This is a genomic window from Methanimicrococcus hongohii, from assembly GCF_032594095.1.
Taxonomy (GTDB): domain Archaea; phylum Halobacteriota; class Methanosarcinia; order Methanosarcinales; family Methanosarcinaceae; genus Methanimicrococcus; species Methanimicrococcus hongohii.
Genome location: NZ_CP131059.1, coordinates 1,735,164 through 1,761,283, shown reverse-complemented (window position 1 = coordinate 1,761,283; position 26,120 = coordinate 1,735,164). Strand labels below are relative to the sequence as shown.

The following is a 26,120-nucleotide window of genomic DNA, read 5'->3' as shown; positions in this document are numbered from 1 at the left end:
AACTGCAGCCCGGCGAAGCCGCTCAAAAATTGCGAAGCAATTTTTTACAAACACCTCCCTCCCCCCGCCATGAAATTTTACGAGGGCGGAGCCCGAGTAAAATTTACATAAAATCAGTCAGCGATGTCTTCTTAATTTTATGATTTTCAAAAGTCTGAGCAATATCCTGTTCCAGAATTTCAATCCGCTCAAGCGTGTATTCGGAAACGTGATACTTGATTGCGACTTCTTTGGACACTTCAACGTATTTGCGGACGGCGCCTTCGTGAACCGTTAAAATAATGTTTCCGCCACCGCATTTCGGACAAGTTCCCGTCAAAGGCGGCCTTCTGTATTTTGCTTCACATTTGATGCAGCGGAAAGTTTGTTTCGAAAACGCGCGCAGATTGCCCATAATGTCGGGCAGGAAATGTGATTTTAAAACAAGTTCGGCAACATCCGTTTCATCAACAGCGCGAATCATGACAGCCAATTGAAGCTGCGCTTCCATCTTATCCGTCATTGAATCAAGCGTTTTGTAAGCCGAAAAAGCGGGACCGCTCGCAATATTTGTTGTATCGTGCGTGAACATGAAATTCTCATACTGATCCGGCGTTTTCAAGCGGCTGCTCACCAAATCCATTATCTTTGAAATTTCAGCCGGATTTTTGTATTCTTCCGTTGCCAAATAAAATTCATGCGGATAACGGGCGCACATATCGATATTATGCGCTTCTTTATCGATTTCATTCGGATCAATACGAATCGTCAAAACAAGCGGCGCATCCATTTGACCGCCGCGTTTGTCCGGCAAATATTCGCGCGAAAAATTAAGCATACCGTCAAGCAGCAGCATTACACAATCCTCATCGCCGTCACAGTTGCGGCGCTTGGACGCATGGAAATACGGATGCGCAAAGCCGACAGACGCTTTTGTAAAGCCGACGAGGCGACCGAGAACGCCGGCGGACGTGTGCGGCGCAAGACCGATGAGCATCACGCCGAGCATATCTTTGATGGTTTTGCAATTGTAATACGGTTCGACCCCGTAATATTTTTTCAATAAATCATCGATATACTGCGTGGTTTTGAGCAAATATTCAGCGCAATCGACTGAAATAATCAAATCCTGAACAAAAAGACAAACGACCTGGTCATCGGAAACCAAGTCTTTGCCGTAAACATCTTTCTCGTACCCGAGTTTTCTCAAATCTTCTGCCGTAATGCCGAGTTCGTCGGCGCGGATGTGCGTGAGCGGAATGTCGGACATATCGTAGCGCGCCGTTCCGTCTTTGAAAATATAAACGTCATGAAGCGCTCTTAAAATGCCTTTTTCAAGCGGTTCCGGCGTTTTGGCGCGGCTCATCAATTCTTTAACGCCTTTGATCAAATCAAAATTATCGCGCGCGCCGACGCGTTCGATAGCTTCTTTGTAAATCGGTCGGAATTCAATTGATTTTTTGCGCCCGCCCATTGTCGGTTTCTCGCATTTCGGGCATTTGGTTTCAGATGTTTCAATCGCGCAGCGCGGACAAAACAACCGCTCAACCGTGAATTCGCCGCAGCCGCAGCGCCATTTGTGCGTCTCGCGCCCGCAGCGCGGACAGACGCGCATACCGATTTTGATCTCAAACTTTCCCGTTCGAGCGTTCATGTCTTCACGATATTCGGAAGCGTTGACAAGGTTTCGCGTTTTTCCGCCGTGTTCGCCGATCGGAAACAAAACTTGCGCCGCCGGCGACATTTTCCGAAGCGCCGATTTTTCGGGGCGTCCCATGCGCGCGCCGATTCGAGAAGGGGCGCGGGCTTTAATGGTCATGTTAGAAATTTTGCTGACGGCATCAACCGTTAATTCGATCCCGGCAGAACGGATTTCGTCAGCCGTCCAAGTCTTTTTAAATGATTTTCCGTCGGCAACTAAGCCGAAGCATCTCAAAAGATGAGACGGCGGTGAAATCAAAATCTGTTTTTCGTCATTGATTTCTCTGACGAGATGAAGAATCAAAATATTTTCAAGAAGCGGCTTGATTCCGTTTTCAAGAGATTTTTCATAAGGAAGCGCCAAATATGTTTTGAGATCCGCCTCGCTTTTCATCTCGGTTTTCGTCTCGGCTTCCGTTCCATTTTCAACATCGGCATAGTCGATCAATTTGCCGTTTTCGACAATAAAATCCGCAATTTTTTCCAATTCTTCCAAATACAAATCGTGCCACAAATAATTGTAATCGGGGTGAAGCGGAATGCCGTGATCGGCAAACAAAAGCGCGTCCTCTTCCGAAATATGTTTTAATTTTTCGATATCGTCGGGGCTCGGAAAACGGGAGGTGTCGAGTTTCTTTTCTTCTTTTAAACGATTGTAGCCGATTTCATAATCATAAAGCCACCACTCAAAACAGTAAGGCGACGGCATTAATTGGTGATTGTTTTCCAAAAAGTCGCCGAAATTGAATAAAATCTCGCCGACATCAATAATATATTCGATATCGGGTTTGATTGCAAGCGCCGTTTTGCTGTCGTCTGCGCGGACCACGTCGCCGTTTTTTAGGCGAACCGTCGGGCCTTCAATCGAGTCGACCGCCGCCATTCCGGCCGCTTTTCCGGGGCGCTCCACTTTCAATTGCGTTCCGTTGGTAATGAAATCGCCGAGAATAAACATCGAAGCCGGGCTGATTCCGGCAGCGGCAAACGACGTATTTCTTGAGCGACCGTACCGGAGACGGAAACCGCCCTCGCGCGACGGATGAGAGAAAAGAGGTCTCCCGGCAATCAAATCCTGAATGTATTTGGTTTTGGGTTTGATTTTCAGCGTGACTGCGCCCGGTTTTCCGGCAGCGGCAGGCGTGTCGTCTCCGCCTTTATCTTCCGTTTTCGTTCCGGCAATCAGTTTGTCCAAAAATTCCCAGCCGTCCATTTTCAGGTTGTCGACGTGCTTTTTCACTTTCGGCGCCTTCAAAATCATACCTTCGGCAATCACAAGCGCCATGCCGCCGCGAAGGCGATTCCCGGGAATTTCAGGCATATTTCTGTAGCCTTCCACTTCCGCTTCTTCCGTTGCGTCGCCATCAACGCAAACGGGACAATTTTCAACGATCAAACGGATTTCATCATCGGTCGGCGAATATTGAAGAGACGCCGTTCTCTTGTAAATGCGGATTTCTTCAGCGTAACGCTCGACCAATTCTTTGCGCGGTTTAAAACGATCAATTCCGAGACTGCGTCTGACATAATCGCCGACCAAAACCGAAAGCGCTTGAGCCGTTCCGCCGGCGCTTCGAATCGGACCGGAATAATAAATTCTCAAATATTCAGAGCCGTCACTGTTCTTGTCAATCTTGATTTCGGCAATCCCTTCAATAGGTGCTGCAACGACGCCTTCCGTAATCACAGCCATCGAAACACGAATTGCAGCGTCAACCGCCTTTTCTCGGCTTGTAAATCCGCCGACTTTTCCTTCAGCGATTTCTTTGCCGATCAAAAGCGCGGACTCTTCACGATTCAGACCTTCCTCTTCAATTTCACGGAGGCGCTTGGCAACGCCTTTGACGCCGATTAAATTTTCAACACGGTCCGCCAAGTCTTTTGCGAGCGGAATTTCAACATTGGGGTGCGGGTCCTCGCCTTTGGAGCGGGCGGCGTTCGCTATTTCCATTTCTTTGAGTAATTTCGCTTCCAAAGAATCGAAATATTTCTGCATGAATTCGCTTTGCGCCGGTTTTTTTTCCATCATCGCACCTGTCTGCCGAAGCCGATATTGATAAGTTATGATATTATGACATTATGAAATTGTGAGTTTTACGAAATTTACAAAATAAAAATACAAAAAATAATAAAATGAGTTGTAAACAGATTAATGAATTGCAACGAATTAATAAATTGCAACATTAATGAATTGCAACATTAATGAATTGCAACATTAATGAATTGCAACATAATGAATTGCAACATAATGAATTGTAAAGATTGTTTAATGAATCATAAGATTAAAATGAATTCATTTAAAGTTTACCGCGTCTCATTTTACTTGCCATCATAACTTGGAAAATAATCGTCAGCAGAATCAAAAACGCGCCTGCCATGATTAAACCCTGACCGATTCTTGTCATCAATTCGCTGTAATTTAAAATCATTAAAAAGAAACCGCCGACAATAATCACTAAGTTGATGATATTGACGGTTTTCACCGTTTCACTGATTTGCTTTCCTTGAGATTTGCTTCTGATCTGCTCTTTTTTTTCCGCGTTCATTCTAAAACTTCCCCGATACACTTTTTAATTTCCGATATTTCAAGCCCGCCTTTTCTTAAAATTCTCGGCGGCTCAACCGTTAAATCAACAATCGTAGACGGCTTTTGAATTTGAGTCTTGCCGCCGTCAATTAGAAGGTCAATTTGACCGTCCAAATCCGCAAGGACATCCGCTGCCGACTTCGGCTCCCTGCTGTCGGACAAATTCGCGCTCGGACACGCCAACGGTCCTGCCCGCCGCACAATTTCAAGCGCTGCCGGATGCGCAGGCACGCGCAGACCGACTGTCTCTTTTCCGGCCGTGATTTTATCCGAAATTTCTGCTTTTTTCTTCAGAATAATCGTCAGCGGACCCGGCCAAAAACATTCCGCGAGTTTTCGAGCGTTTTTTGGAACAACTGCTGCGATTTTTTCCATCTCGTCTGCCGATGAAATCAAAACGCTGAGCGGTTTTTCAGGAGCGCGCCCTTTCGCTTCGTAAATCTTTAAAACCGCGTTTTCATCGAAAATACTTGCGCCGAGACCGTAAACAGTTTCCGTCGGAAACGCTGCGATTTTACCGCTTTTCAGCGCGGCGGCGGCGGCGTCAACAGCGGTTTCAAAGTCTTCCAAAGAATAAACTTGGGTTTTCGACATTTCAATCGCCTTATTTTTCATTTTATTTTTTCGTTTTATTTTTTCGTTTTATTTTTTCATTTTATTTGAGTTTTGATTTCATTTCCGGCCGCAAAATCACAAGCCGGTGTTGTATCTTAAAACGGCAACGATACCGCCGAAAGCGGACATCAGCTGGTTGCCTTCGTCAAAGTCTGTTGAAATAAAGTGGACGACTGCGTTGGATTTGTCGGCAAGTTCCGAAAGCTCGTCAACGACGTCTCTGATTTCAACATCCGTGAGTTCTGCGCCGCATTTGGAACAATTTCCGAGATCGGGAATGTGTTCGCCCGGGCGCCACGTGCGTGTTTTTTGGTTCATTTCACCGCAGCTTGAACAAACGGCTGTCATTCTTTCCGCTCTTAAGTCTTCTGAGAGGATCAGTGTTTCAACCGAATTAATTTCCAAGTTGGCGCGAACGCTTTTTTCACCGTATGAAGCGCGTCCGGACTCGGAAATTAATTCCTTAAAGAATCCCTTCATGATGTTTTTCTGCTCCATCAGCTCTAAATCCATGAGCTTTTCGGAAGCGGCGTTCACCAACTCGTGAAGACCGGATTCATCCGTGTAAGCGATATCAAAGAGGCCGATGACTTTTCTCTGAAGTTCGTGGTGGAAAAATTCGCCGTCTAAGAATTCTTCTTTTGTCGGAGACGGGCCGCCGATCAAGATTCCTTTGAATTCTTTGGGATCTACTGTTAGGAAAACGTCACTTGCCGCGTCACCGATCCTCTTATAGAAATCGTGAATCGCAATCAATCTCAAGCTTTGGAAACGCTGGGCACTTTGACCGCCTTTGCGCTGTTTTCCGGGAACGGTTGACGTGAGTCTGCGAAGCGGCTCGATTTTCTTGCCGACAAGCGTTCCAATCGTTGCTTCTCTTCTGTCCATGACAAGAAGACCGAATGTTCCTTTTTCTTTGAGCATATATTCAAGCGGCTCTAAGTAAAACTCGGAATTGCAGTGATATTTGTAAGTAATAATCGGCTCGGGCGGGTTAATGACGTAACTTTCCATACTTGTTTTGTTCGCGCCGATGTCAACAGCACCCGTAAAGTAAACGATGCCGTTTTCGGGCACTTTATCCAAATATCTGAGACGCGCAAGAAGCGAATCAATTGCGCCCTGCACATTCGTTTTCGTCATTTTGGATTTGATGTTTGCCGCCTGGCTGTGCTCTTCTCTTAAGTCTGCTGCCACATCCGAAATTTGTTTGTCGCCGGGGATGTAAAGCGAAACCAATTCCGTGCTTCTTCCTTTTTTGTCGCGGATGGTTTCAAGCGTTTTTTTGAATTCATATTTGTCATGCGCTGACGATTCTGCCATAATAAATGTACTCCGATAATCAGTAAAGATAATAATTCGATAAATTGATAATAATTCGATAATGTACGATAATATAATTCGATAAAAAGTTAAAATATATACAAACAAGCTTAAACAATTTTTAAACGATTTTTGAATTTTTAAACAGTTTCACTTCGATTCAATTTTTCCTTTGGCAATCTTCGCCGACTGCCCTGAATCTGTCAACCGTTTCTGAAATAGTAATGCGTCATAATTGTTCAATTTGTGATTTTGATTGTGATTTTTGAATTTGAATCATAAAAGAAACTCATAAATTATAAACTAATCTAATGGATATTTAATGAGTATTTAATGGATATTAAATGAATATCGGAAAAAAGCGGATATGACTTTTGAAAGATCATATCCGTAAAACTTTTGCTGAAATATTTTTACAAAAAAATACTCTTGTAAACACATTTGCGAGAATACTTTTGCAAACACTTTTGCTGAAAATATTTTCCTGAAATTGAAACTGCAGCGGATTATATCGTTAATCCGCCGTTTGGGGAAATGGTTTGCCCTGTCAGGAATTTTGCATTGATAATGTAAGACAAGCAGTCGGCAATATCCTGCGGCTCGCCGATGATGCCAAGCGGCGTCACCTGCTTCAAACCGTCAACGGCTTCCTGGGAGCTTCCTTTGAGCATATCTGTCCAGATCATGCCGGGCGCAATTGCGTTGACTGTGATGTTGTGCGGGCCGAACTCTTTTGCCATCGCTTTTGTAAATCCGATAACGCCTGCTTTTGCCGCCGAATAGTCGACCTGATTGGCAACGCCCATCAATCCGCCGACTGAAGAGGTGCTGACAATTGCGCCGTAATTTTGTTTGACCATGTACGGTAAAACGACATGAGTACAATGAAGAACGCTTGTTAAATTGATATTGATCAAGCGCTGGTATTCATCGGGAGTGACTTCAAGGAAACTTTTCCCGACAGCGATTCCGGCATTATTGACTAAAATCGCGATATTTTCGCCAAACGCCGCAACGGCTTCTTTGACAAGTTTTTGGCACTGCGCGTAATCGGAAACATCGGCCTGAACACCGAGACCTTTCACGCCGTATTCGGTTTCCATCTTTTTGACCAATTCATCTGTTTTTGCTTTGCTGCTGTCGCTGACGTAATTGACGACAACATCGTATCCTTCCGAAGCCAGCTTCATGCACATGGCTTCACCGAGGCCTCTTGAGCCGCCGGTAACGATTGCATATCCTTTTAATCTCATATTTATCACCATGGCTGATTTCTAACGATTAATCATGCCGTAAATATCCATAATTGCAGAGTTTATAAATCTGCTTGTATGCAAAATGCATGCAAAAAAGAATACGCCCCGACTGAGATTCGAACTCAGGTCGAAAGCTCCGGAGGCTCTCAGGATATCCGCTACCCTATCGGGGCTGTCTGTTCTTGTAAATAAAATGAAATGGTATAAAAACAAAAAAGGCGGTCATTTTCCGAATAAAACGACCGCCTGATTTTAATTTATTTATTAATTGATTTAATTTATTTCAGCGTCCCGACTGAGACTCGAACTCAGGTCGAAAGCTCCGCAGGCTTCCAGGATATCCACTACCCTATCAGGACACGCCGGATTCTTGAATGGCGGATATAGAATATAAACCTTATTATCAGACAGTTTGAACTTGAACTTTGCCGACGGAAACGATGGATATTTATCAAATGAAAAATCGAACCGCGGATTTAAAGATCAAATAAAAATGATGCGGCTCGCGCGGGGGCGGCAGTTTATTGCTGTTGCACGAAGAGCGGCAGCAGAAACCTGATTGGCAGCGGAAACATTAAAAGACAGTTGCAGACGAGCAAGCTCAGCCGGGAGCCGGCAGCAAAAGACAGGCGCAAGACGATACTTTGCAGGAGCCGAACAGCAAATCAAAAATCAATGTTTTTGAAGTTTTTGTTTTGTATGAGAACAATCCGCCAAGTCTCGTTTCCTCGCTGCGCTACGGGAACTTCAACTTGCGGGGGCGGTTTTTGAAATTTAATTCAATCTAAAATCAATGAAACATCGCTTTTCATCAATATTTTTAAAAACGGAACGCCTTCTTTTTTTCAAAATCTAAAACATTTTCAGGGTTTTATCGGGCGTTCAGGTCCACCGATGTTGAAAATTGGATGTTTAGGTTTCATCTTGAAATACAAAATAAAAATGCAGGACAAGTTTGAAAATCAAAATAAAAACGGTGCAACTCGCGCGCGGTGGCGACCGCTGACACAAACAAAACACAAAATTATCGCGTCACGTCAACAAGTGCTACGCGTTCCATCACTAAATCTTTGAGATTGTTTTCGCCGACGGTTTCCAATTCTTCATCGGTGATTTCAAACTGTTTCATTAAAAACGGCTTTTTCTCGTCAATTGATAAATCCGGAATTTCGGAAAGCTCAAATTCGGCTTTAAACGCATTTTCGGCTTCTTTCAACTGAGCCTCTGATTCGCCGAAGAAAACGAAAATTGAGCGGTTTTCGCCCTGAATTAAGCCCATTGAAAAAGCCTTGTCAATTTTGCGCTGACCGGATGAAAAACGAAGAGCTTCTAAGCCGATGTCTTTTGCTTCATTTTCACCTTTTGAAAAAGAGTCGCGAGCGCGGTGAATTGAAAAAAATAAATGATCCTCGTCGATGATTTTTCGAGCGTCGAAGCCTTGAATTTTGATATTGTGCTTTTCGGAAAAAACGTTTACCGATTGCAAAAAAGAAGGTAAATCATCAATTGAAATCAAACCGGAAACGCACAGAACGGAGTCGGAATTTATGAAAATCTATCCTATCCGCTTCCGCATTTAGAATTGTAAAATAAAGAGTGCGAGAGATGGGATTCGAACCCACGAACTCCTACGAGACCAGGCCCTCAACCTGGCGCCTTTGACCGGCTGGGCAACCCTCGCACGATGATTAAATGTTTCGGAAAACGAACAAGCCAAAAATACGATTTATCGTATATAAAGGTGTTGTTACGGCGTTTTTTTTGTTTGAAAACTGCTGATAAAACAATTCTGACGGCGAAGCCGTAAAACGCGAAGCGTTTCACAAACACCGCCCTCAGACTGCCTTTGAAATTTTGTGAGAGATCGGCCGAAAGGTCGATCACGAGCAAAATTTTTATAAATCTTTCAAAATGTCGGAAAATTCCTGAGCACGACCCTTGACAACGTCAGCCGCTTTTAAAATCAATTCGGTCGACGAATAAGAACCGTCGGATTCCAAAGAGAAAACAAAAGTATGCTGGTCATAAGCGACATTTAAAGTCGGGTCGGTCAAATCAGAAATACGTCTGACGTTTCCGCATTTAATGCATTTCAGTTCATCTCTTTCCGTTAAATTTTCAACACTGCGCGCCATGAAAACAGCATGTTCGGGACATTCCACGATACTGCTGCCGCATTCGGGACACGGCTCGACTTCAACCGTCGGAAGATGCTTGTAACCGCATGCAACGCCTGCCTGCCAGCGGACATGGTCGCGGCCGTAGCCGACATGAGCAACCGCTTCAAGCATAACGCGCTGACCTTCCTTGAGCTCAACGATCGGGATTTTCTCATCCGCGGGCTGAACTTTCGGATCGGCGGAAATGAAATCGCCGGAATAAACCATTCTCGGGCCTTCCACGTCCAAACGAAGAGAAACTTCACAGTTGGGACAGCCTGCGCCGTCAACAGCGCCGCAGTCACAGCTTGATTGCGGAACATAGTCGCCGTCCGTCGTCAAAGGAACGAGCGCAAGACGGAGACCGAGCTGCTCGTCATAGAGAACGGACGTGTTGTCATACAAATTCACATATTCAATCGCAAGCGTCGGAACGTCTGCAATCATTGCGCGGCGGATACCGTTTGCGAAAGCGGGATTCGTTCCCGAAAGGACAAACTTCGCCGAGCCTTTAGACAACTCGATAATATCAATATCCATCTGAATTCACCTGATGTTCCAAAAATAGAAAATGATCAAAAAAAGAAAATGAAGACCGGAAAATTCCGGCCCGATTCATTTCAATTTCGGATTATATGTTTTTAGTTTTAGATTTTAATTTAACTTAAACCAACCTTAAACGCGGTGTTTGCCGCCTTTGGGTCTGGTACCGTCGTGGGGGATCGGAGTCACGTCTTCGATTCTGCCGATGCGGATACCTGCACGAGCAAAGGCACGGATCGTTGCCTGTGCACCGGGTCCGGGGTTTCTGTGTTTGTTGCCGCCGGGCGCTCTCACTTTAATGTGAATGCCGGTGATGCCTTTGTCCTTTAATTGTTCTGCGAGTTGGTTTGCCATCTGCATTGCCGTGTACGGTGAACTTTCGTCGCGGGCCGCTTTAACAACCATGCCGCCTGAAGATTTGGCAATGGTTTCGGCACCGGTCAAGTCTGTCACGGTGATGATGGTGTTGTTGAATGAAGATTTGATGTGAGCAACGGCCCATTTCATTTCAGACATAATTATTTCCTCCCGGGAGCTGCTGCGGGTGCTGCACCTGTACGCGGGGGACCGCGGGGTGCGCCTCTGCCGCCTCTTTTACCGCCTTTCTTGCCGGCATCATTCTGAGCGCGTGCTTTCTTGTTGTTTTCGGCTGCTGCTCGAAGCGTTAAGCCGTCTGCGATTGCGGACGCGATCTGAATCGGTCTTTCGGGGTGTGATTCCGTGGTCAACGGGGATTCGCCATAGTATGCGATGTTCATTTCATCTTCTTTGGAAATGAGCATGCTCGGAATAGTTGCTCTTCTGCCGTTGATTGCGATGTGACCGTGTGTAATAAACTGGCGGGACTGGCGGATTGTTCTTGCAAGGCCGAGTCTTAAAACCTGTGTTTGGAGTCTGCGCTCGAGGATGTTTTCGGATTTTAAGCCCAAAATATCGTCAACGCCGGAGTCGGGTTTTAAGATACCGTAGCGGATTAATCTGCCGAGGATCTGGTCAGCTTCGACTTTGGCGTGTCCTTTCAATTCTCCGTCAGCAGACGAAGCGACGACGGCCAAAAGACCCATTGCGTCTGATCTGTATTTACGGAGAATACTTTCCGCTTTCCAGACTTCTCTTTTATTTCTGAGACCGTAGGCCTTGACCAATTCAACTTCACCGGCCATTCTGGTGTCTTGCCAGGGGTGGTTCGGTGTTTCATAAGACTTGTGTTTCTTACCCGGATATACCATTTCAACTCACCATCACTTCTTCTTTCTGACACCGACGATTGATCCGCGTCTGCCTGTGGATTTGGTTCTCTGTCCTCTGACTTTGAGACCTCTTTCGTGTCTGAGACCTCTGTAAGCGCGGACTTTCTTCAAGTTGTTGATATCTTCTTTGAATGTTAATTCAATGTCAATACCGAGCAAGTGCTTGTTCTCACCGGTGATTAAATCTTTCTGTCTGTTTAACATCCAGACCGGTGTTGATTTTTCAATATTCAAGATTGCAGCGTCCAACTTTGCGACATCTTCATCGGGTAAATAACCGATAATTGCTTTGGGGTCGACACCTGCGTCTCTTGCAATAATTTTAGAAATACGAATTCCGATGCCGTCAATACCTGTTAAAGCGTATTGAACTTGGTTGGCACCTTTCAAGTCAGTATTCATAATACGAACAAGATGCTTTATTTCGTCTTCTTCCGGCACTTCTTTTGCGACCGGTTCAAGACCTTCTTCTAAATTTTCCTTTTGTTTCTTTGCCATAAGTTTTCCTCCTCACGGGAAAAACGCATCATGTAGCCCGAACCGTATGAAAAACAGTTACGCGCAGCCCGATAAAAGATAACAGGCTTCAATCAAATGCTTGAAACCTAAAGGATTCATCTTATATAACCTTTTCAGATGTAAAATGAATAAAAAAGTGGATAAAAGAAATAAGACTCGGAAAAAAGAAAAACAGCAGTAATTGTTAAAGAGAAGCAAAAGAATTATAAAGAGAATCATAAGAAAATTATAAAGAGAATCATAAGAAAATTATGGAAATAATTAGAGAAGATAAAATGAAGAAAAGAAAAACATGAAATGAATGAACAATGTTTAACAGCAGCCGCTGTCATTTTGTTTGCATTCCGTTTTTGTAAAAAATCAATTGTTCTGTAAAAGTTCGGGCTTTGAAAATCAAGCCGCATAACTTTGAGACATATCTTTGATAACGGAAATTGTCATTTCATCGGCATCATGGATTTGATCCAATGAGCCCAAATTTACCAAATAATAAACCAATGAATTATGCAGACGCAACATATCTATATCGTTCATAAATATAGATTGAATATGAAAGAATATATATTTTTCGAGTAAAACTTTAGTTGAGCAGAGAAAATAGATAATATTTTGTAAATTGTATATTAATTTAATAGATATAATTGATCGAAAATTGTAAAGAACAAAAAATACAAAAACAAAAAAAATACAAAAATTAAAACAATCAGATTAAAAAACAATATCAGCTAACGAGCTGAAAGAATTTGAGAATAATTATTGAGAATAAATATTTGAAAATAATATTAAAAACAATATTTGAACAATAATGGAATAAAACAATATTAAAAACAATAATGAAATAAAACAAAATAGAAAGCGCCGAGAGGGAGATTTGAACTCCCGAGGGGCTGCGCCCCACAAGCTTTCCAGGCTTGCGCCCTACCACTAGACTACCTCGGCACGAAGCAGGAGTTATAAAATAGCCTTCTGGTATATATTCCTTATTCTTCAACAGAGGAAATCGGGCAGTTTTCTCTTGCCGACCTGTTCTTCCAAACCGCAGGGTAGATGCCCTTTTCCATCAAAACCGCTTTTGGTTTTGCAGCAAATCCGCAAACATTTTCAGCGATTTCTTCAGGCGACATCAGTGCAATCGACAGGGAAATAATTTCCCCTTTCTGAGAAAAGACCGCGGTCAGATCTCCTTTTTTAAGATTTGTACTGTATCCGACAATTCCCGGCCGCGCCAAAAATGCGCCGGAACAAAGCGCGTCAACCGCCGAATCCCGAACAACAAAACGCGGAAGCTGTGAAAACGCAGATTCCATCGGCAAAATCAATTCTCGAAGAAGTGATTCGTCACCGTTTTCTTTCCAAATAACGTAAGCGTCTTTCAATTCCTGCAATGTCACGGGTCTTGAATCCGTAAACGGTCCCGCTTTTGAGCGAACCAATTCCTGCATCTGCGCGCCGACGCCGAGCGCAAGCCCGAGATCGTGACAAAGTTTTCGGATGTAAGTGCCGGCTTCGCATCCGACGCGCATCAAAACATAAGTGTCCTGAATTTCTAAAACATCAATATAATAGATATGACGCAATCGAAGCTGTCTTTTAACAGCCGACCTGACCGGCGGCATCTGATAAACATTTCCGACAAACTCCGAAACGGTTGAGCGGATCAATTTTTCGGGAACGGAGCGCTGCAATTTCATTAGACAAATGTATTCTTTGCCGGATAAACGAAGCGCTGCAACTGCGCGTGTTGCTTTTCCGATCATGACGGGCTGGATTCCCGTAACGCCCGGATCCAAAGAACCGGAGTGACCGGCGACAGTTACTTCCAATATATCGCGAACAAACGCCGCGACTTCATGACTTGTCGGGCCGGCGGGTTTATTGAGAACGACCACGCCTTTGTTGATGTATTCTTCAATCGGGCGGTCGCTCGGGAAAGTGCCGTATTTGCCGTCTGTTGAAATTTCGGATAATGTGACGAACTCTCCGCTGTCGGCAAAAAACCAGTCGTTGCGGTAAAGTTCGGATTCCGCTTTTTTTTCCTTTCCCTTTTGTTTTTTCATTAGTATTGGAAACGGATATTTGGATTAAAAAGATAGCGATGAATTCGAAGAATAATGAAATTTTATGAAGAAAGGACGAAGTAAGATCGTATAATAATATGAAAAATAATATACAAATGTCGAAACGTTGACCCGTCAACATTAAATATGACAGTAGAAATATAATTAAATATTATTGATTTTAAACTTAGGGTTTTGGTTGTGTTTAGTTAGGGGTAACTGAATTCAATCAACCAGTTTATACTATCGAAAAATTGGGTTGAATACATGAATTTCAAAAAAATAATCGTTCTTTTAATTGCATTGATGATTTTAACGCCTTCTTTTGCTTTTGCTGCAGAATCGGATGTATCCGAAATAAATTCTTTAAACTGTTTGCATGACATAACATCTGACGAAACAGATGTCTCTGAAGATATAACAATTGAAACAGAAGATGAAGAGCAAACAGAAATAGAAAATGAGAATCAGCCAGAAAATAGAGATGATGAAGAAATACAAATTATGGCAGCAGCAGCAGATGAGCCCCCTGCAATTAACACAGATGCTTTAACTGCCCATCAACCACCTGATACAGGTACTGTAAATGACAGTTATTTAACCAGCAATTTTTCAGGAGCAGCAATATATACATATCCGATTCAACTGCCAAAAGGAACAGTTGATTTTCAACCATTGATTAGATTAATATATAACAGCCAATCATCGGGAGGAACATATGGATGGTTAGGAGACAGTTGGACCCTAAATGAATATTATATTTTGAGAGATGTAAATTATACACCGACCGACACAACAGATGATAAATTTAAATTGTTTTTTGATGGATCGGGTTATGATCTGATATATAATGAAACAGAGGAATCATATCAAACAGAAACTGAAACATATATGAATATTAGAAAAATAGAGGGTGGTTTAAATCACCATGGAAAACATTGGATATTAAAAACAAAAGATGGCACAGAATATCGTTTTGGATATAATGATGATTCTGAGCTATTAAATTCGGTGTCTAATCGGAATTATGTTACAAAATGGAAATTAGACCAAATTAAAGACAATAACGAGAATATTATTTCTTATAATTATATAAAAAATCCCATTGACGGAGAAATCGGCACTTCTTATTTAGCAAATATTATTTACAACGAAGGTTGTGCTTCCATTGAATTTGGAAGAACACAAAAACCAATTGTATTTGAAAATTATAAAAGTGGGACACATACTTCTGAAAAATCATTGTTATCTTCAATTATAATAAAAGTCGATAATGAAGAGATTTATCATTACAGAATCCAATATGATACGGCAGATAATCATATTTCTTTAAAGTCGATAGAGAGATCTGATGGAATAGAGACACTTCCAAAAACGACATTTGAATACGGAAAATGGGCCGGCACCTATTCTCAAGATACAAAATGGAATATACCGGTTTTGTTTGTACACAACGATGTTTCAGCAAGAAGAATGAGAAATGTAGATCAAGGAGCAAACTTCGCGGATGTCAACGGCGACGGCTATCCAGATATTGTCCAATGTTTTATGAATAACCACAACATTGCAAAAGGGGTTTGGATAAACAATGGAACAGGATTTGTTAAAGATAATTACAGAAGCCAAAATTTAGCCAATCAAACTTATTTTAACAATTATTATAATGGGCACATTTATCCTACTGGCTCCAGAATAATAGATATTAACGGAGACGGACTACCGGACATTATTTTAGCACGTTATGATAAAAATTCCGGATATCAATCAAGTGTCTGGATAAATACAGGGAATGAATTTGTCAGAAGTTCTACATGGAGATTACCGTCTGTCAGTTTTGAGAACAATTCAGGAGCTCGCATTGTTGATTTAAACGGAGACGGATTGCCAGATATTGTAGAATCGGGTTATGTAAATTATCGATACTCAAGGGCATGGATAAACACTGGTGAAGGATTTATATATAATTCCACATGGGAGCCGCCGGTATTATTTAACAATAACTCGGGAGCGGCTTTTGTGGACATAAATGGAGATGGGTTACCGGATATTGTTTCCTCCTATTCATCAAGTGGAGTAACATATAAAACAACATACATAAACACAGGAGAAGGATTTGTCATAGACCAAACAAGACAACTTCCTGTTATATTATCTGCAAAATATGGAGATTCTGGAACTCGTTTTTCAGATTTTAATGGGGACGGGTTAAATGATATTATAATTTCAAATCCTTCATGGAATTCTTCATACATCAACACCGGAAAAGGATTTGCAAGTATTCAACAATACATTCCGTTTCGCTTTGTTGTGACAGATTATAGCCTGAACTCCGGTGCAAGAGTAACAGACATTAATGCTGATGGCCTCCCCGATGTTGTACGTTCGTCCTATATTAGAGACGGAGGAGGAAGTTTTAATCACGTATGGCTGAATTCCCCTGACAGCACACCGAATTTACTGACCCAGATTAGCCATTCATCAGGGGCAAAGACGAAAATTGAATATGATGTTTCGACCCATTTTGACAACAGAGATGAAAATGGAAATCATCGTATGTCAATTCCGATAAATGTGGTGAAAAAAATTGAAAATGAAAATGGCATGGATGATGATAAACAGACAATGACTGTTTTGACATATGATTATTTAGGCGGGATAATGCACATTGAACCGAAAGGTAAATCCGAATTTCTGGGTTTCAAAAAAGTGACAGTAAACGATGGAAGATCTGTGGTTGAGCATTATTTCCACCAAGACAAAGCTAAAAAAGGAAAAGAATACAAAACAGTTATTCAATCCGATTCAGGAGAAATATATTCCGTTACGGAAAACGATTTTATTGTCAATGAAAAGGACGGTGTTTTTGAAGTTTTAACAGCAAATTCAACTTACTCCCTTTACGATAAACACCCGAATCCGATAATTTCTGAAATAATTTATGAATACGACGCTTACGGAAACCCGACAAAAATTCAGAATGAGGGAGATATTTCATTTATTGGTGATGAAAAAACAACATTTCTAGAATACACTTACAATATTGACGAATGGATTCTTGGCAATATCAAACGCGAAACAGTTAAAGGCGCATACGGCCAAAAAATTGCCGAATCTTCCTTTTTCTATGACGGCAACGATGATTTAAATGCGGCTCCGACAAGAGGATTGATTACGAAAACCGTTGATTGGAACAATAACGGTGAGGACATTGTCCAAGACTTTGAATATGATTCTTACGGCAACCTAATTGCTCAATATGACGGAAACGGTCATTTGACAACAGTTGAATATGATGAAAATCCAATTTTTCCGAGCTCATTTACAAATGCTTTGGACCAGAAAACACTACTTGAATATGATTTTGGTTTAGGCAAGCTCATTAAAACAACCGATCCGAACGATTTTGAAACAGTCATGGAATATGACGGATTCGGAAGAATTACAAAAGTGATTAAACCGGGAGATTCTCAAAGCAGTCCGACAATTCAATACAGTTACTTCATTGACGGTGTTGCTCCCGAATATATTCAAATTTCAATAAAAGAATATGAAAATCAATATTATGACACTTGGAAATATTATGACGGATTGAAACGTGTCATTAAAACGGAATCTGAATCCGAAGATATTTCAGAAAATATCATTCAAGAAACATACTATGACAATTACGGAAATGTTTCCACAGTCGTTGCACCGAGAAAAGATTCTGAAATATATTTGAATACAACTCATAGTTACGATTCATTCGGGCGGTTGATTCAAATAATGAATCCTGACGAAACATCTAAAAGAATCGAATATGAGCAGTTGAAAACAACCGCTTTTGATGAACGAGGAAATAAACTTCAATCGGACAAAGACATTTACGGCAATATTGTAAAGGTAACAGAATTCAACGGTGATGAGATTTATGAAACCGGTTATGAATACAATGCTGCAAATAATCTGATTAAAATTATTCCGAACCAATATTATGATCAGTCAAACATTTCATTTTTGATTGAAAACGAAACGATTAACGGAGACAATCCGATATTGGTTGAAACCGAATTGAGTTCGCTTGGAGTCAATACACCGATTGATACAACCTACAAAGTTGAAAACATCACTTTTACTTATGATTCGTTGGGAAGAATGATTGAGTTGGATGACCCTGATTTGGGCGTTTGGAGATATGAATACAATGCAAACGGGAAGAAAACATCTGAAACAGATAACAGGGGAGTCACAACTTACTACGATTATGATCCTTTGGACCGTATTATTCTGATTGATTATCCGGCGGATGCGGATGTATTTTTTGAATACGATAACGAAACAGTTGGTACGCTCTCAAAAGTTACAACGGGAATAACAACAAAATCATATCTTTATGATGAAAGATTGCGTATTGTTGAAGAAAATGTTTCAATTGAAGGATATGAGAGTTCTTCTGCTCCCAAAAGAGTATTAGACTCTTTAGAGATTCAAACAAAGGCTTTCTCAGATACGGTAGACATTTTACAATCATATGAATTGAAAAATGAATGGGCTTCCTCAAAGGATGAAATTGATTATGCTGAAATTTCAGAATTAAATCAAACGAATTACCGAACAAATACAGAAACGAAATCTGTAAACACTCTTCGGAATACGGATCGTGAAATCGGCAATTTAATATTTGAAGAAGAATCGTCAGTGTACAATAATACGGAATCAAAACTTTCATCTCAAAATGTTGATTTCACTCGTTCGTCCATTCAATTTGAGAATATTGAAAAGTCGGAATATAATCAATCCGCAGATACAAATTCTATAAAAAGGACAGATGCAGACTCTGCAGAAAGGATAATTACAATTGAACCTTTAGAACTGCCCGAAGAATCGGCAATTATTGTTTATAATTCCCCAATTTCGGCAAATGATTTCTTTGGAAATGAAGAAGATATCACAATTAATTTTGATGAAGAGGGATTCAGATTAAGAGAATTGAATTTGGAGAATTTGAGAGTTTCAACCGGTTCAAGAGATGTTGCAAGTATTTATCTTAACGATAATGAGATTCTCAGATTTGTTGATAATGCTGCCGGCGGCATCTTATACATATTTGATGAAAACGGAGCCGGTCTTGGAACAATTTCTCCGATGAATGGTCATTTGAATTATGAGAATATTACTTTCAATATTTCGTTTAATTATGATCACGACTCTTCAGAAATGACGGTTGAAATTGAGCGGAATTACAGAGGTCAAATTACGCAATACCTGTACTCGTATGAGACTGATGAACCGATTTCATCCATGAGAGCTTACATCAGCGGATACCAATCGGGTGTAAATTATATCAGCAGCGAATATAATGTCAATTATGATCAGATAACAATTGATCCCGAATATGGTTCTTTTGTGAATGAAGATGACATCACAATTTTATTGGAAAAAGAAGGGTATACTCTTCAAGAACTTAATCTCACTGATTTCAGAGTATCAACAGGAGCAGGAGATATTGCATACGTTCAGTTGAATGGACGTGAAATACTCAGATTTGTTGATAATGCTGCCGGCGGCATTTTATATATCTTTGACGAACAGGGGGCAACACTTGGAACAATTCAAAGAATGAATGGGAAGCCGTCTTTTGAGAATATCACTTTTGATATAAAATTCGTTCAATCAGATTCGGAAATGCAAATTTTCATTGAAAAAACGTATAATGGAGTTGTTACAAACCATCAATATTCCTACGAAACAGCAGATGAAACGATAACAGCTTTAAGAGTTTACATGAACGGTTATTTGTCAGGGACGGATTATATCAGCGGAAATTATGAAGCTGTTTACATCCCAATTTTGCCGCCCGATGAGGTAACATTGTCTTTTGAAAATGAAGAAGATTTTGTCATTTATGAGGAAGGATCAAACATTAAAAAATTGGATTTAACAGATTTCAGAGTTTCAACGGGGGTTTATGATTCTGCATCAGTGTACCTGAACAATTACGAAATATTACGATTTACAGATACTTCCGACGGCGGAATTTTGCAGATATTAGATGAAGATGGAAATGAATTGGATATTATCTCCCAAATTAATGGTAATCCGATCTATGAAAATGTTACATTTAATATCAATTTCGATAAAACCGAGTCATCTTTGATTATTGATATTGAAAAAATGAAAAACGGGAATATCGTTGATGAATATTCATATGAGATCGACTATGAGATGCCGATCACGTATTCACGTATTCATTTTTTTGGATATCAATCGGAAATAAATTACATCAACAGTCAATACGATGTCACTTATGAATCGGGAGGTTTGATTTCAAACGGATCTTTCGCTCTTGAAGATGATATAACGATTCATTTAAATAATGATGAATGGACGGTCCAAGAATTGAATTTGGAAAAATTCAGAGCGTCTATGGGTTCAGGAGACAAAGCTTACATTCATATAAACAATCATGAAATTCTGAGATTCGTTGATAATGCTGCCGGCGGTATATTGTACATATATGGCGAAAACAGCACGCAGCTTGGAACAATTAGTAAAGTGAACGGGAAGACAACTGCTGAAAATATCACTTTTGACATTTCTTTCACAAAAACGGATTCGGAAACACTTATAAAAATCGAAAAATTCGTAAGAGGGCAATCCAATGGCACATATCATTATGCTTACGAAAGTTCTGATGAATTGGAAGAAATGAGAGTATATATCACAGGATATCAAGCAGGTGTTGAATACGTCAGCGGAGAATATGATATCAGATATAAAATGAACATGGAAGAACTTGAAAAGCCGATTATCCCAAACAATATGTTTGAGAATGAAGGAGAGGTTACGGTTGACTTTGGAGCTGAGAATTCATATATCAGCGAATTAAGTTTAACAAATTTCAGAGCAATGCCGATTGAAAATTCCGACATTTCAATTTATTTGAATGATTTGGAAATGATAAAATTGTCTCAGGACAATTCAGGTACAATTCATATCTTTGATTCAAATAATTCATTGATTGATATGATGCAAAATGTCAATTCAAATGTATCTTATGAAAACATCACTTTCAATGTTTTATTTACAGCTGATTTGAATGAATTGAATATTGCTGTTGAGAAAAATGAGTATGGGGAATGTGTTGATACATATTCCTATTCATTTGAGTTTGATGAATTGATTTCAAATATGAAAATTGAAGCTGAAAACTATCAGTCCGAAATCTGTTTCGCAGAAGGCGAAGTCAGTGCCTATTATTCACAATTGCCTGATGCCCCCTTTGAGCCGACAGAATTTGGTCCTGATTTCATTACAAAATATCAATACGATTCAATGGACAGAGTGATTCAAAAAACACTTCCGAATGGAAAAATTGTTGAATACAATTACAACAATCAAGCACTTTTGTCATCAATCCCCGGAATCATTGACAATATCAGCTACAATTCTCTGAATTTAATGACAAAAAAAGATTTCACAAACGGCATTTCAACCGAATTGACTTATGACGACTGGACACAACGTATAGAAAACATAAACACGCCGAATCTTCAAAATTTGGATTATTCATTCGATGAAAAAGGAAACATAATAGGCATTTCCGACAACATTCTCAACGAAAACCAATATTTCTTCTATGATGATTTGGATCGCTTGCTTTTAACCGGCAGTGAAAACTATGCCCAGTCATTTGTTTACAATCCGCTCGGCAGCATTCTCGCTCACAGAAGCAAAGATTTAACAACCGATGAAGAAATCGTTTTCGGATTTGAATACGGAAACAACGCAGGAATTCATGCGCCGACGAGAGTCGGCGAAACAACCTTGTTCTACGATGCAAACGGAAACCTAATCGAAGACAGCAGTTTTGTTTACATTTACAATGATGCTAATCGTTTAACGGGAGTTTTAAAGAAATCGGAAGACAACAGAACAATTGCCGAATTCGTTTATGATGAATCCGGAAACAGAATCAAGAAAATCGAAGATGGAATCGTTTCGTATTATATCAGTGAAGATTTCGATGTTGAAGACGGTGAAGAAACGGTTTATTATTTCGCCAACGGAAATCGTGTTGCAAAGAATTCAACAGAAGGAACCTTCTGGTATTTGGACGACCATTTAGGCTCTACAAATGTTATGATTGATTCGGAAGGAGAATTAGTTGAAAGAACACTTTATTATCCGTTCGGCAGTCATCGTGAAGGCGGTGAAGAGAAATATTCATTCACCGGAAAAGAGTTTGATTCAGAGATCGGGCTTTACTATTACGGAGCAAGATATTATAATCCGGAAACATTTGTGTTTACACAAGCTGATTCTATAATTCCTGATGTTTATAATCCGCAGACTTTGAATCGGTATTCCTATTGCTATAATAATCCATTGAAATATGAGGATCCTGATGGGCATATGCCATTATTTGCGACGGCAATAATAGGAGCAGCTGTTGGATTGGCTGCAGGTGGAGCTATTGCCGCATATAAACAATATAGTGCAACAGGAACAATCAGTGATTGGGATGCAGTGGCAAAAGGAGCGGCGTTGGGAGGAATAGCAGGCGGCATAGCCGGATTGACATTAGGGGTGGGAGTAGGTCTTGCCAGCGGGACTATAATGGGAACAGGAACAGTTACTACTTCTGGTGGAATAGCAATTTTTGGGAAATCGACGGCAGATATGACAGCGGGGGTTATATTCTTAAGTCATACCGGAGCATATGCAACATTGGCAGGAGGAGTTGCTGCGGATACTGTCGAAAATTGGGTAGAAGGAGGAGAGTTAAGTGATGTTGCAAATGGAGAAAAGTGGTTAACATACATGGCAGCTGGATCAATTGGAGGTCCAGTAGGAGGAGGAACTTCAACTGCTCTTTCACCATACGCAGCATATGGTTCAACAACAAATGCCGTTGGATCTGAAATAATATCTCAGGGATCACAACAATATGTAACACATTCAATGAATTCAGCTTCGTTAAAGAACAATAATCTGAATTCTGATTCAGGATACGTAACATACGGCTCCGGAAAATTTTCAGTAAAAATCAATAAAAATTCGATAGGATATAAATTATTCAAATCTAATAAAAAATAAATTAAGATAACTCTTAATTTATTTCATATTTTTAAAAAAGATAGCGGGATTCAGATGAAAAAAATATATTTAATAATTATTTTAATGGCAATTATTGTATCCATTTTGCCCCACGAACATTCACTTTTACTAATTTCTGTTCATACATTAGTTTTATTTATTTACGGAATTAGACGTTATCCATTACTTTATACATATGTAAAAAATAATGTATTTTTATCTTCGAAAGAAGCAGAGGGTTTGATTGTTTTAATTTCGAATTTTATTTACCCGTTGGTATTTTTATTAATCTCAATGATTTTAATTTCGCAAATCATAAACATATTTACACCATTTACACTACAATATGTATTAAATTCACCAATACTTAATGGCGTATCTTTCATCGTCTCTGGATTTGCATTTGTTTTTGCAGTAGATTATCTCACTAAATTGATAAATGTTGAAGATAAAATTACAACAGGAGACAGTGTAAATGAATAATTTTATTGTATTTTTGCTTTTTTTAATTGCAATGATTCCGGGAATTTATTTGGCAACTAAAAACAATTTTGTCATCATCAAAAATAGAAAATATAACAGTTTTATCATACGAGCGATATACTTGTTGCCGTTGACAACTATCCTTGTATTGCTTCCTGTTTCAATTATTATTTATATTTTTTCAAATCTGGAGATAGGGCATACAATAATGGATACATTCGGTGAACCGATAATTTTAGCAGTACCTGCGATATTTGGACTTTTGTTCATATTCATTGTTCACAAATACTTTTTAAGAAAAGATATGCCGCCGGAATATTGGCCGGATTTTGAAAAGTATGAATTATATGTTTATATGCCTGAAATTAACATTCAAGGGGGCGGCACTTTTGGGACGAAATTTACCAAACCGATTAATCAAAAAGGTTTAAAAGAACTTCAGAGACAAAAACAATTGAACGAATTGATAATAGATTTCAAATCAATGAAGGACAAAGATATTGCTTGTACGTATTACGGAGAAATTGTCGTCAGTGAAAAAGCATTAGAATTATTCAAAGAGAAAAGTTTGACAGGGTTTCAGGAACAAACGGTTAAAAACAGTAAAGATTCAAGATTTAAAACTGAAATAAAATATTATCAATTAATACCGACGCATATAATGCCTCCGATGTCAACTGAAACAAAAATTATCAGATACATCAGACCCTCCGTAAAAATATACATTGCTGATAATCTTGTATATTATGATGAATCAGTTTTGCCAACACAAGATTTCAACATTAGTTTAGAATTATTTGGTGAAAACAATAAGCCATTTAATGCACCGCGATATTTGTGGATTGTCACAAACAGAACTATGAAAATATTAGTAAATGATTTAGAACAGCATAAAAGAGATTTTATTCCAATCACATTGGTTGATGTTAAATAATGAATCTGATGACCCGAAAAGAATTCAACAACGGCGTTTCAACCGAATTGACTTATGACAGTTGGACACAGCGTATAGAAAACATAAACACGCCGAATCTTCAAAATTTGGATTATTCATTCGATGAAAAAGGAAACATAATAGAGGCATTTCCGACAACATTCTCAATGAAAACCAGTATTTCTTCTATGACGATTTGGACCGTTTGCTTTTAGCCGGCAGTGAAAACTATGCTCAGTCATTCGTTTACAATCCGCTCGGCAGCATTCTCGCTCACAGAAGCAAAGATTTAACAACCGATGAAGAAATCGTTTTCGGATTTGAATATGGTAACAACGCAGGAATTCACGCGCCGACGAGAGTCGGCGAAACAAATTTGTTCTACGATCCCAACGGCAATTTGATTGAAGACAGCAGCTTTGTTTACATTTACAATGATGCCAATCGTTTAACGGAAGTTTTGAAGAAATCGGAAGACAACAGAACAATCGCCGAATTCATTTATGACGAGTCCGGAAACAGAATCAAGAAAATCGAAGATGGAATCGTTTCGTATTATATCAGTGAAGATTTCGATGTTGAAGACGGTGAAGAAACGGTTTATTATTTCGCCAACGGAAATCGTGTTGCAAAGAATTCAACAGAAGGAACCTTCTGGTATTTGGACGACCATTTAGGCTCTACAAATGTTATGATTGATTCGGAAGGAGAATTAGTTGAAAGAACACTTTATTATCCGTTTGGCAGTCATCGTGAAGGAGGTGAAGAGAAATATTCATTCACCGGAAAAGAGTTTGATTCGGAAATCGGACTTTATTATTACGGTGCACGATATTATAATCCGAAGACTTTTGTGTTTACACAAGCGGATACTTTAATCCCCGACTATTACAATCCACAATCTTTGAATCGGTATTCCTATTGCTATAATAATCCGTTGATTTATGAGGATCCTGATGGGCATAGCCCCATATTTGCCATTTGGTCAAGTATAACCGCAGGAGGAATATTGGGGGGTATTGGATTTGGTGTTGATAATGCTTTAGTGCAATATTATGAAACAGGTCAAGTAAATTTAATAGAGGTAGGAAAATCGACATTAGAAGGAGTTGGGAAAGGAGGAGTAATTGGAGGAACAGCAGGAATAGGTATGGCAATGACCACAGAAATTACAACATATACTGGAAGTATAGAAGCAACAGCAGTAATATCAGCTGGAATAAGCAGTGTAGCATCTGCAACTGCAGAATTCATACCACAAATAGATCCAATATTGAATGGCGAACAAAAAGTATCAGAAACAATACAGAGTATAATAAACAATGGTAACTCAAGGAGAGAGGGAATGGTGGCTTTTGTAGATTCATACCTTCCTATTCCAGCAATAAGTATTGCAGATATGACAAAAGATTTGAGCACCAATAATGGGGAAGATCTTGGAAAAGGCTACTCCTATTTGTCTGAAGATATCTCAGAAAGATCAAGAAAACATTATGAAGAAGTAAATAAACAAACAAAAACAACAAGACCATTAACATAAGATATTAATCGAAATAATTTCAAAAAGTGAGTGTTGTCAGATGATTGTAAGAGATAACATTCACACTTAACAATTTTAAAAATTTCAAAATCATTGAAC

The 26,120-nt window shown here is 39.8% G+C and carries 17 protein-coding genes, 4 tRNA genes and 1 pseudogene; 5 read left to right on the top strand and 17 right to left on the bottom strand.

Annotation, left to right across the window (positions count from 1 at the left end; translation table 11 throughout):
• Positions 1 to 103: 103 nt before the first annotated feature.
• From MmiHf6_RS07945 to MmiHf6_RS07865, 17 genes and pseudogenes are all read right to left on the bottom strand, one after another.
• The gene (locus MmiHf6_RS07945; protein ID WP_316557258.1) at positions 104 to 3,703 is read right to left on the bottom strand and encodes a DNA polymerase II large subunit; all 3,600 of its coding nucleotides are present in this window, start codon (positions 3,701 to 3,703) and stop codon (positions 104 to 106) included.
• 271 nt (positions 3,704 to 3,974) lie between these two features.
• The gene (locus MmiHf6_RS07940; protein ID WP_316557257.1) at positions 3,975 to 4,223 is read right to left on the bottom strand and encodes a hypothetical protein; all 249 of its coding nucleotides are present in this window, start codon (positions 4,221 to 4,223) and stop codon (positions 3,975 to 3,977) included.
• Positions 4,220 to 4,858, bottom strand: a complete 639-nt coding sequence (locus MmiHf6_RS07935) for an L-threonylcarbamoyladenylate synthase (RefSeq protein ID WP_316557256.1) — start codon at positions 4,856 to 4,858, stop codon at positions 4,220 to 4,222. Before MmiHf6_RS07935 ends, MmiHf6_RS07940 begins: the two co-directional genes overlap by 4 nt.
• 96 nt (positions 4,859 to 4,954) lie before the next feature.
• Positions 4,955 to 6,202, bottom strand: a complete 1,248-nt coding sequence (gene prf1 / locus MmiHf6_RS07930) for a peptide chain release factor aRF-1 (protein WP_316557255.1) — start codon at positions 6,200 to 6,202, stop codon at positions 4,955 to 4,957.
• Positions 6,203 to 6,708: 506 nt separating this feature from the next.
• Positions 6,709 to 7,455, bottom strand: a complete 747-nt coding sequence (locus tag MmiHf6_RS07925) for an SDR family NAD(P)-dependent oxidoreductase (protein ID WP_316557254.1) — start codon at positions 7,453 to 7,455, stop codon at positions 6,709 to 6,711.
• Between the two features lie 104 nt (positions 7,456 to 7,559).
• Positions 7,560 to 7,631: transfer RNA gene (locus tag MmiHf6_RS07920), tRNA-Arg, on the bottom strand.
• Between the two features lie 114 nt (positions 7,632 to 7,745).
• A tRNA-Arg gene (locus MmiHf6_RS07915) sits at positions 7,746 to 7,817 on the bottom strand.
• A 124-nt stretch (positions 7,818 to 7,941) separates the two neighbouring features.
• Positions 7,942 to 8,127 (bottom strand): hypothetical protein, encoded by a 186-nt coding sequence (locus tag MmiHf6_RS07910; protein ID WP_316557253.1) that lies wholly within the window; start codon positions 8,125 to 8,127, stop codon positions 7,942 to 7,944.
• Positions 8,128 to 8,482: 355 nt separating this feature from the next.
• Positions 8,483 to 8,974: a KEOPS complex subunit Cgi121 gene (gene cgi121 / locus MmiHf6_RS07905; RefSeq protein WP_316557252.1), complete on the bottom strand. Its 492-nt coding sequence runs from the start codon at positions 8,972 to 8,974 to the stop codon at positions 8,483 to 8,485.
• Between the two features lie 81 nt (positions 8,975 to 9,055).
• Positions 9,056 to 9,139, bottom strand: a tRNA-Leu gene (locus tag MmiHf6_RS07900).
• 214 nt (positions 9,140 to 9,353) lie between these two features.
• Positions 9,354 to 10,157 carry a DNA-directed RNA polymerase subunit D gene (locus MmiHf6_RS07895; protein WP_316557251.1) on the bottom strand — a complete coding sequence of 268 codons (804 nt, stop codon included), beginning with the start codon at positions 10,155 to 10,157 and terminating at the stop codon, positions 9,354 to 9,356.
• 135 nt (positions 10,158 to 10,292) lie between these two features.
• On the bottom strand, positions 10,293 to 10,676 hold the full coding sequence (locus tag MmiHf6_RS07890) for a 30S ribosomal protein S11 (protein ID WP_316557250.1): 384 nt from the start codon (positions 10,674 to 10,676) through the stop codon (positions 10,293 to 10,295).
• Between the two features lie 65 nt (positions 10,677 to 10,741).
• Positions 10,742 to 11,389, bottom strand: a pseudogene (locus tag MmiHf6_RS07885) (30S ribosomal protein S4); the annotation flags it as partial.
• Between the two features lie 12 nt (positions 11,390 to 11,401).
• A complete protein-coding gene (locus tag MmiHf6_RS07880) occupies positions 11,402 to 11,908 on the bottom strand; it encodes a 30S ribosomal protein S13 (RefSeq protein WP_316557248.1) in 507 nt (168 codons plus the stop codon).
• A 414-nt stretch (positions 11,909 to 12,322) separates the two neighbouring features.
• The gene (locus tag MmiHf6_RS07875; protein WP_316557247.1) at positions 12,323 to 12,448 is read right to left on the bottom strand and encodes a hypothetical protein; all 126 of its coding nucleotides are present in this window, start codon (positions 12,446 to 12,448) and stop codon (positions 12,323 to 12,325) included.
• A 337-nt stretch (positions 12,449 to 12,785) separates the two neighbouring features.
• Positions 12,786 to 12,868 (bottom strand) — tRNA-Ser (locus tag MmiHf6_RS07870).
• Between the two features lie 41 nt (positions 12,869 to 12,909).
• Positions 12,910 to 13,986 (bottom strand): RNA-guided pseudouridylation complex pseudouridine synthase subunit Cbf5, encoded by a 1,077-nt coding sequence (locus MmiHf6_RS07865; protein WP_316557246.1) that lies wholly within the window; start codon positions 13,984 to 13,986, stop codon positions 12,910 to 12,912.
• A 267-nt stretch (positions 13,987 to 14,253) separates the two neighbouring features.
• Between MmiHf6_RS07865 and MmiHf6_RS07860 the strand changes: the two genes are divergently transcribed.
• Genes MmiHf6_RS07860 through MmiHf6_RS07840 form a run of 5 tightly spaced genes read left to right on the top strand, consistent with a single transcriptional unit; the run spans position 14,254 to position 26,021 of the window.
• Positions 14,254 to 23,064: an RHS repeat domain-containing protein gene (locus tag MmiHf6_RS07860; protein ID WP_316557245.1), complete on the top strand. Its 8,811-nt coding sequence runs from the start codon at positions 14,254 to 14,256 to the stop codon at positions 23,062 to 23,064.
• A gap of 54 nt (positions 23,065 to 23,118) precedes the next feature.
• Complete coding sequence (locus tag MmiHf6_RS07855) at positions 23,119 to 23,547, top strand: hypothetical protein (RefSeq protein WP_316557244.1); 429 nt, start codon at positions 23,119 to 23,121, stop codon at positions 23,545 to 23,547.
• Positions 23,540 to 24,481, top strand: a complete 942-nt coding sequence (locus MmiHf6_RS07850; RefSeq protein WP_316557243.1) for a hypothetical protein — start codon at positions 23,540 to 23,542, stop codon at positions 24,479 to 24,481. The genes MmiHf6_RS07855 and MmiHf6_RS07850 overlap by 8 nt, the downstream gene beginning before the upstream one ends.
• Complete coding sequence (locus MmiHf6_RS07845) at positions 24,481 to 24,696, top strand: hypothetical protein (protein WP_316557242.1); 216 nt, start codon at positions 24,481 to 24,483, stop codon at positions 24,694 to 24,696. The genes MmiHf6_RS07850 and MmiHf6_RS07845 overlap by 1 nt, the downstream gene beginning before the upstream one ends.
• Positions 24,687 to 26,021, top strand: coding sequence for an RHS repeat domain-containing protein (locus tag MmiHf6_RS07840; RefSeq protein ID WP_316557241.1), 1,335 nt, complete (start codon positions 24,687 to 24,689; stop codon positions 26,019 to 26,021). Before MmiHf6_RS07845 ends, MmiHf6_RS07840 begins: the two co-directional genes overlap by 10 nt.
• Positions 26,022 to 26,120 lie beyond the last annotated feature (99 nt).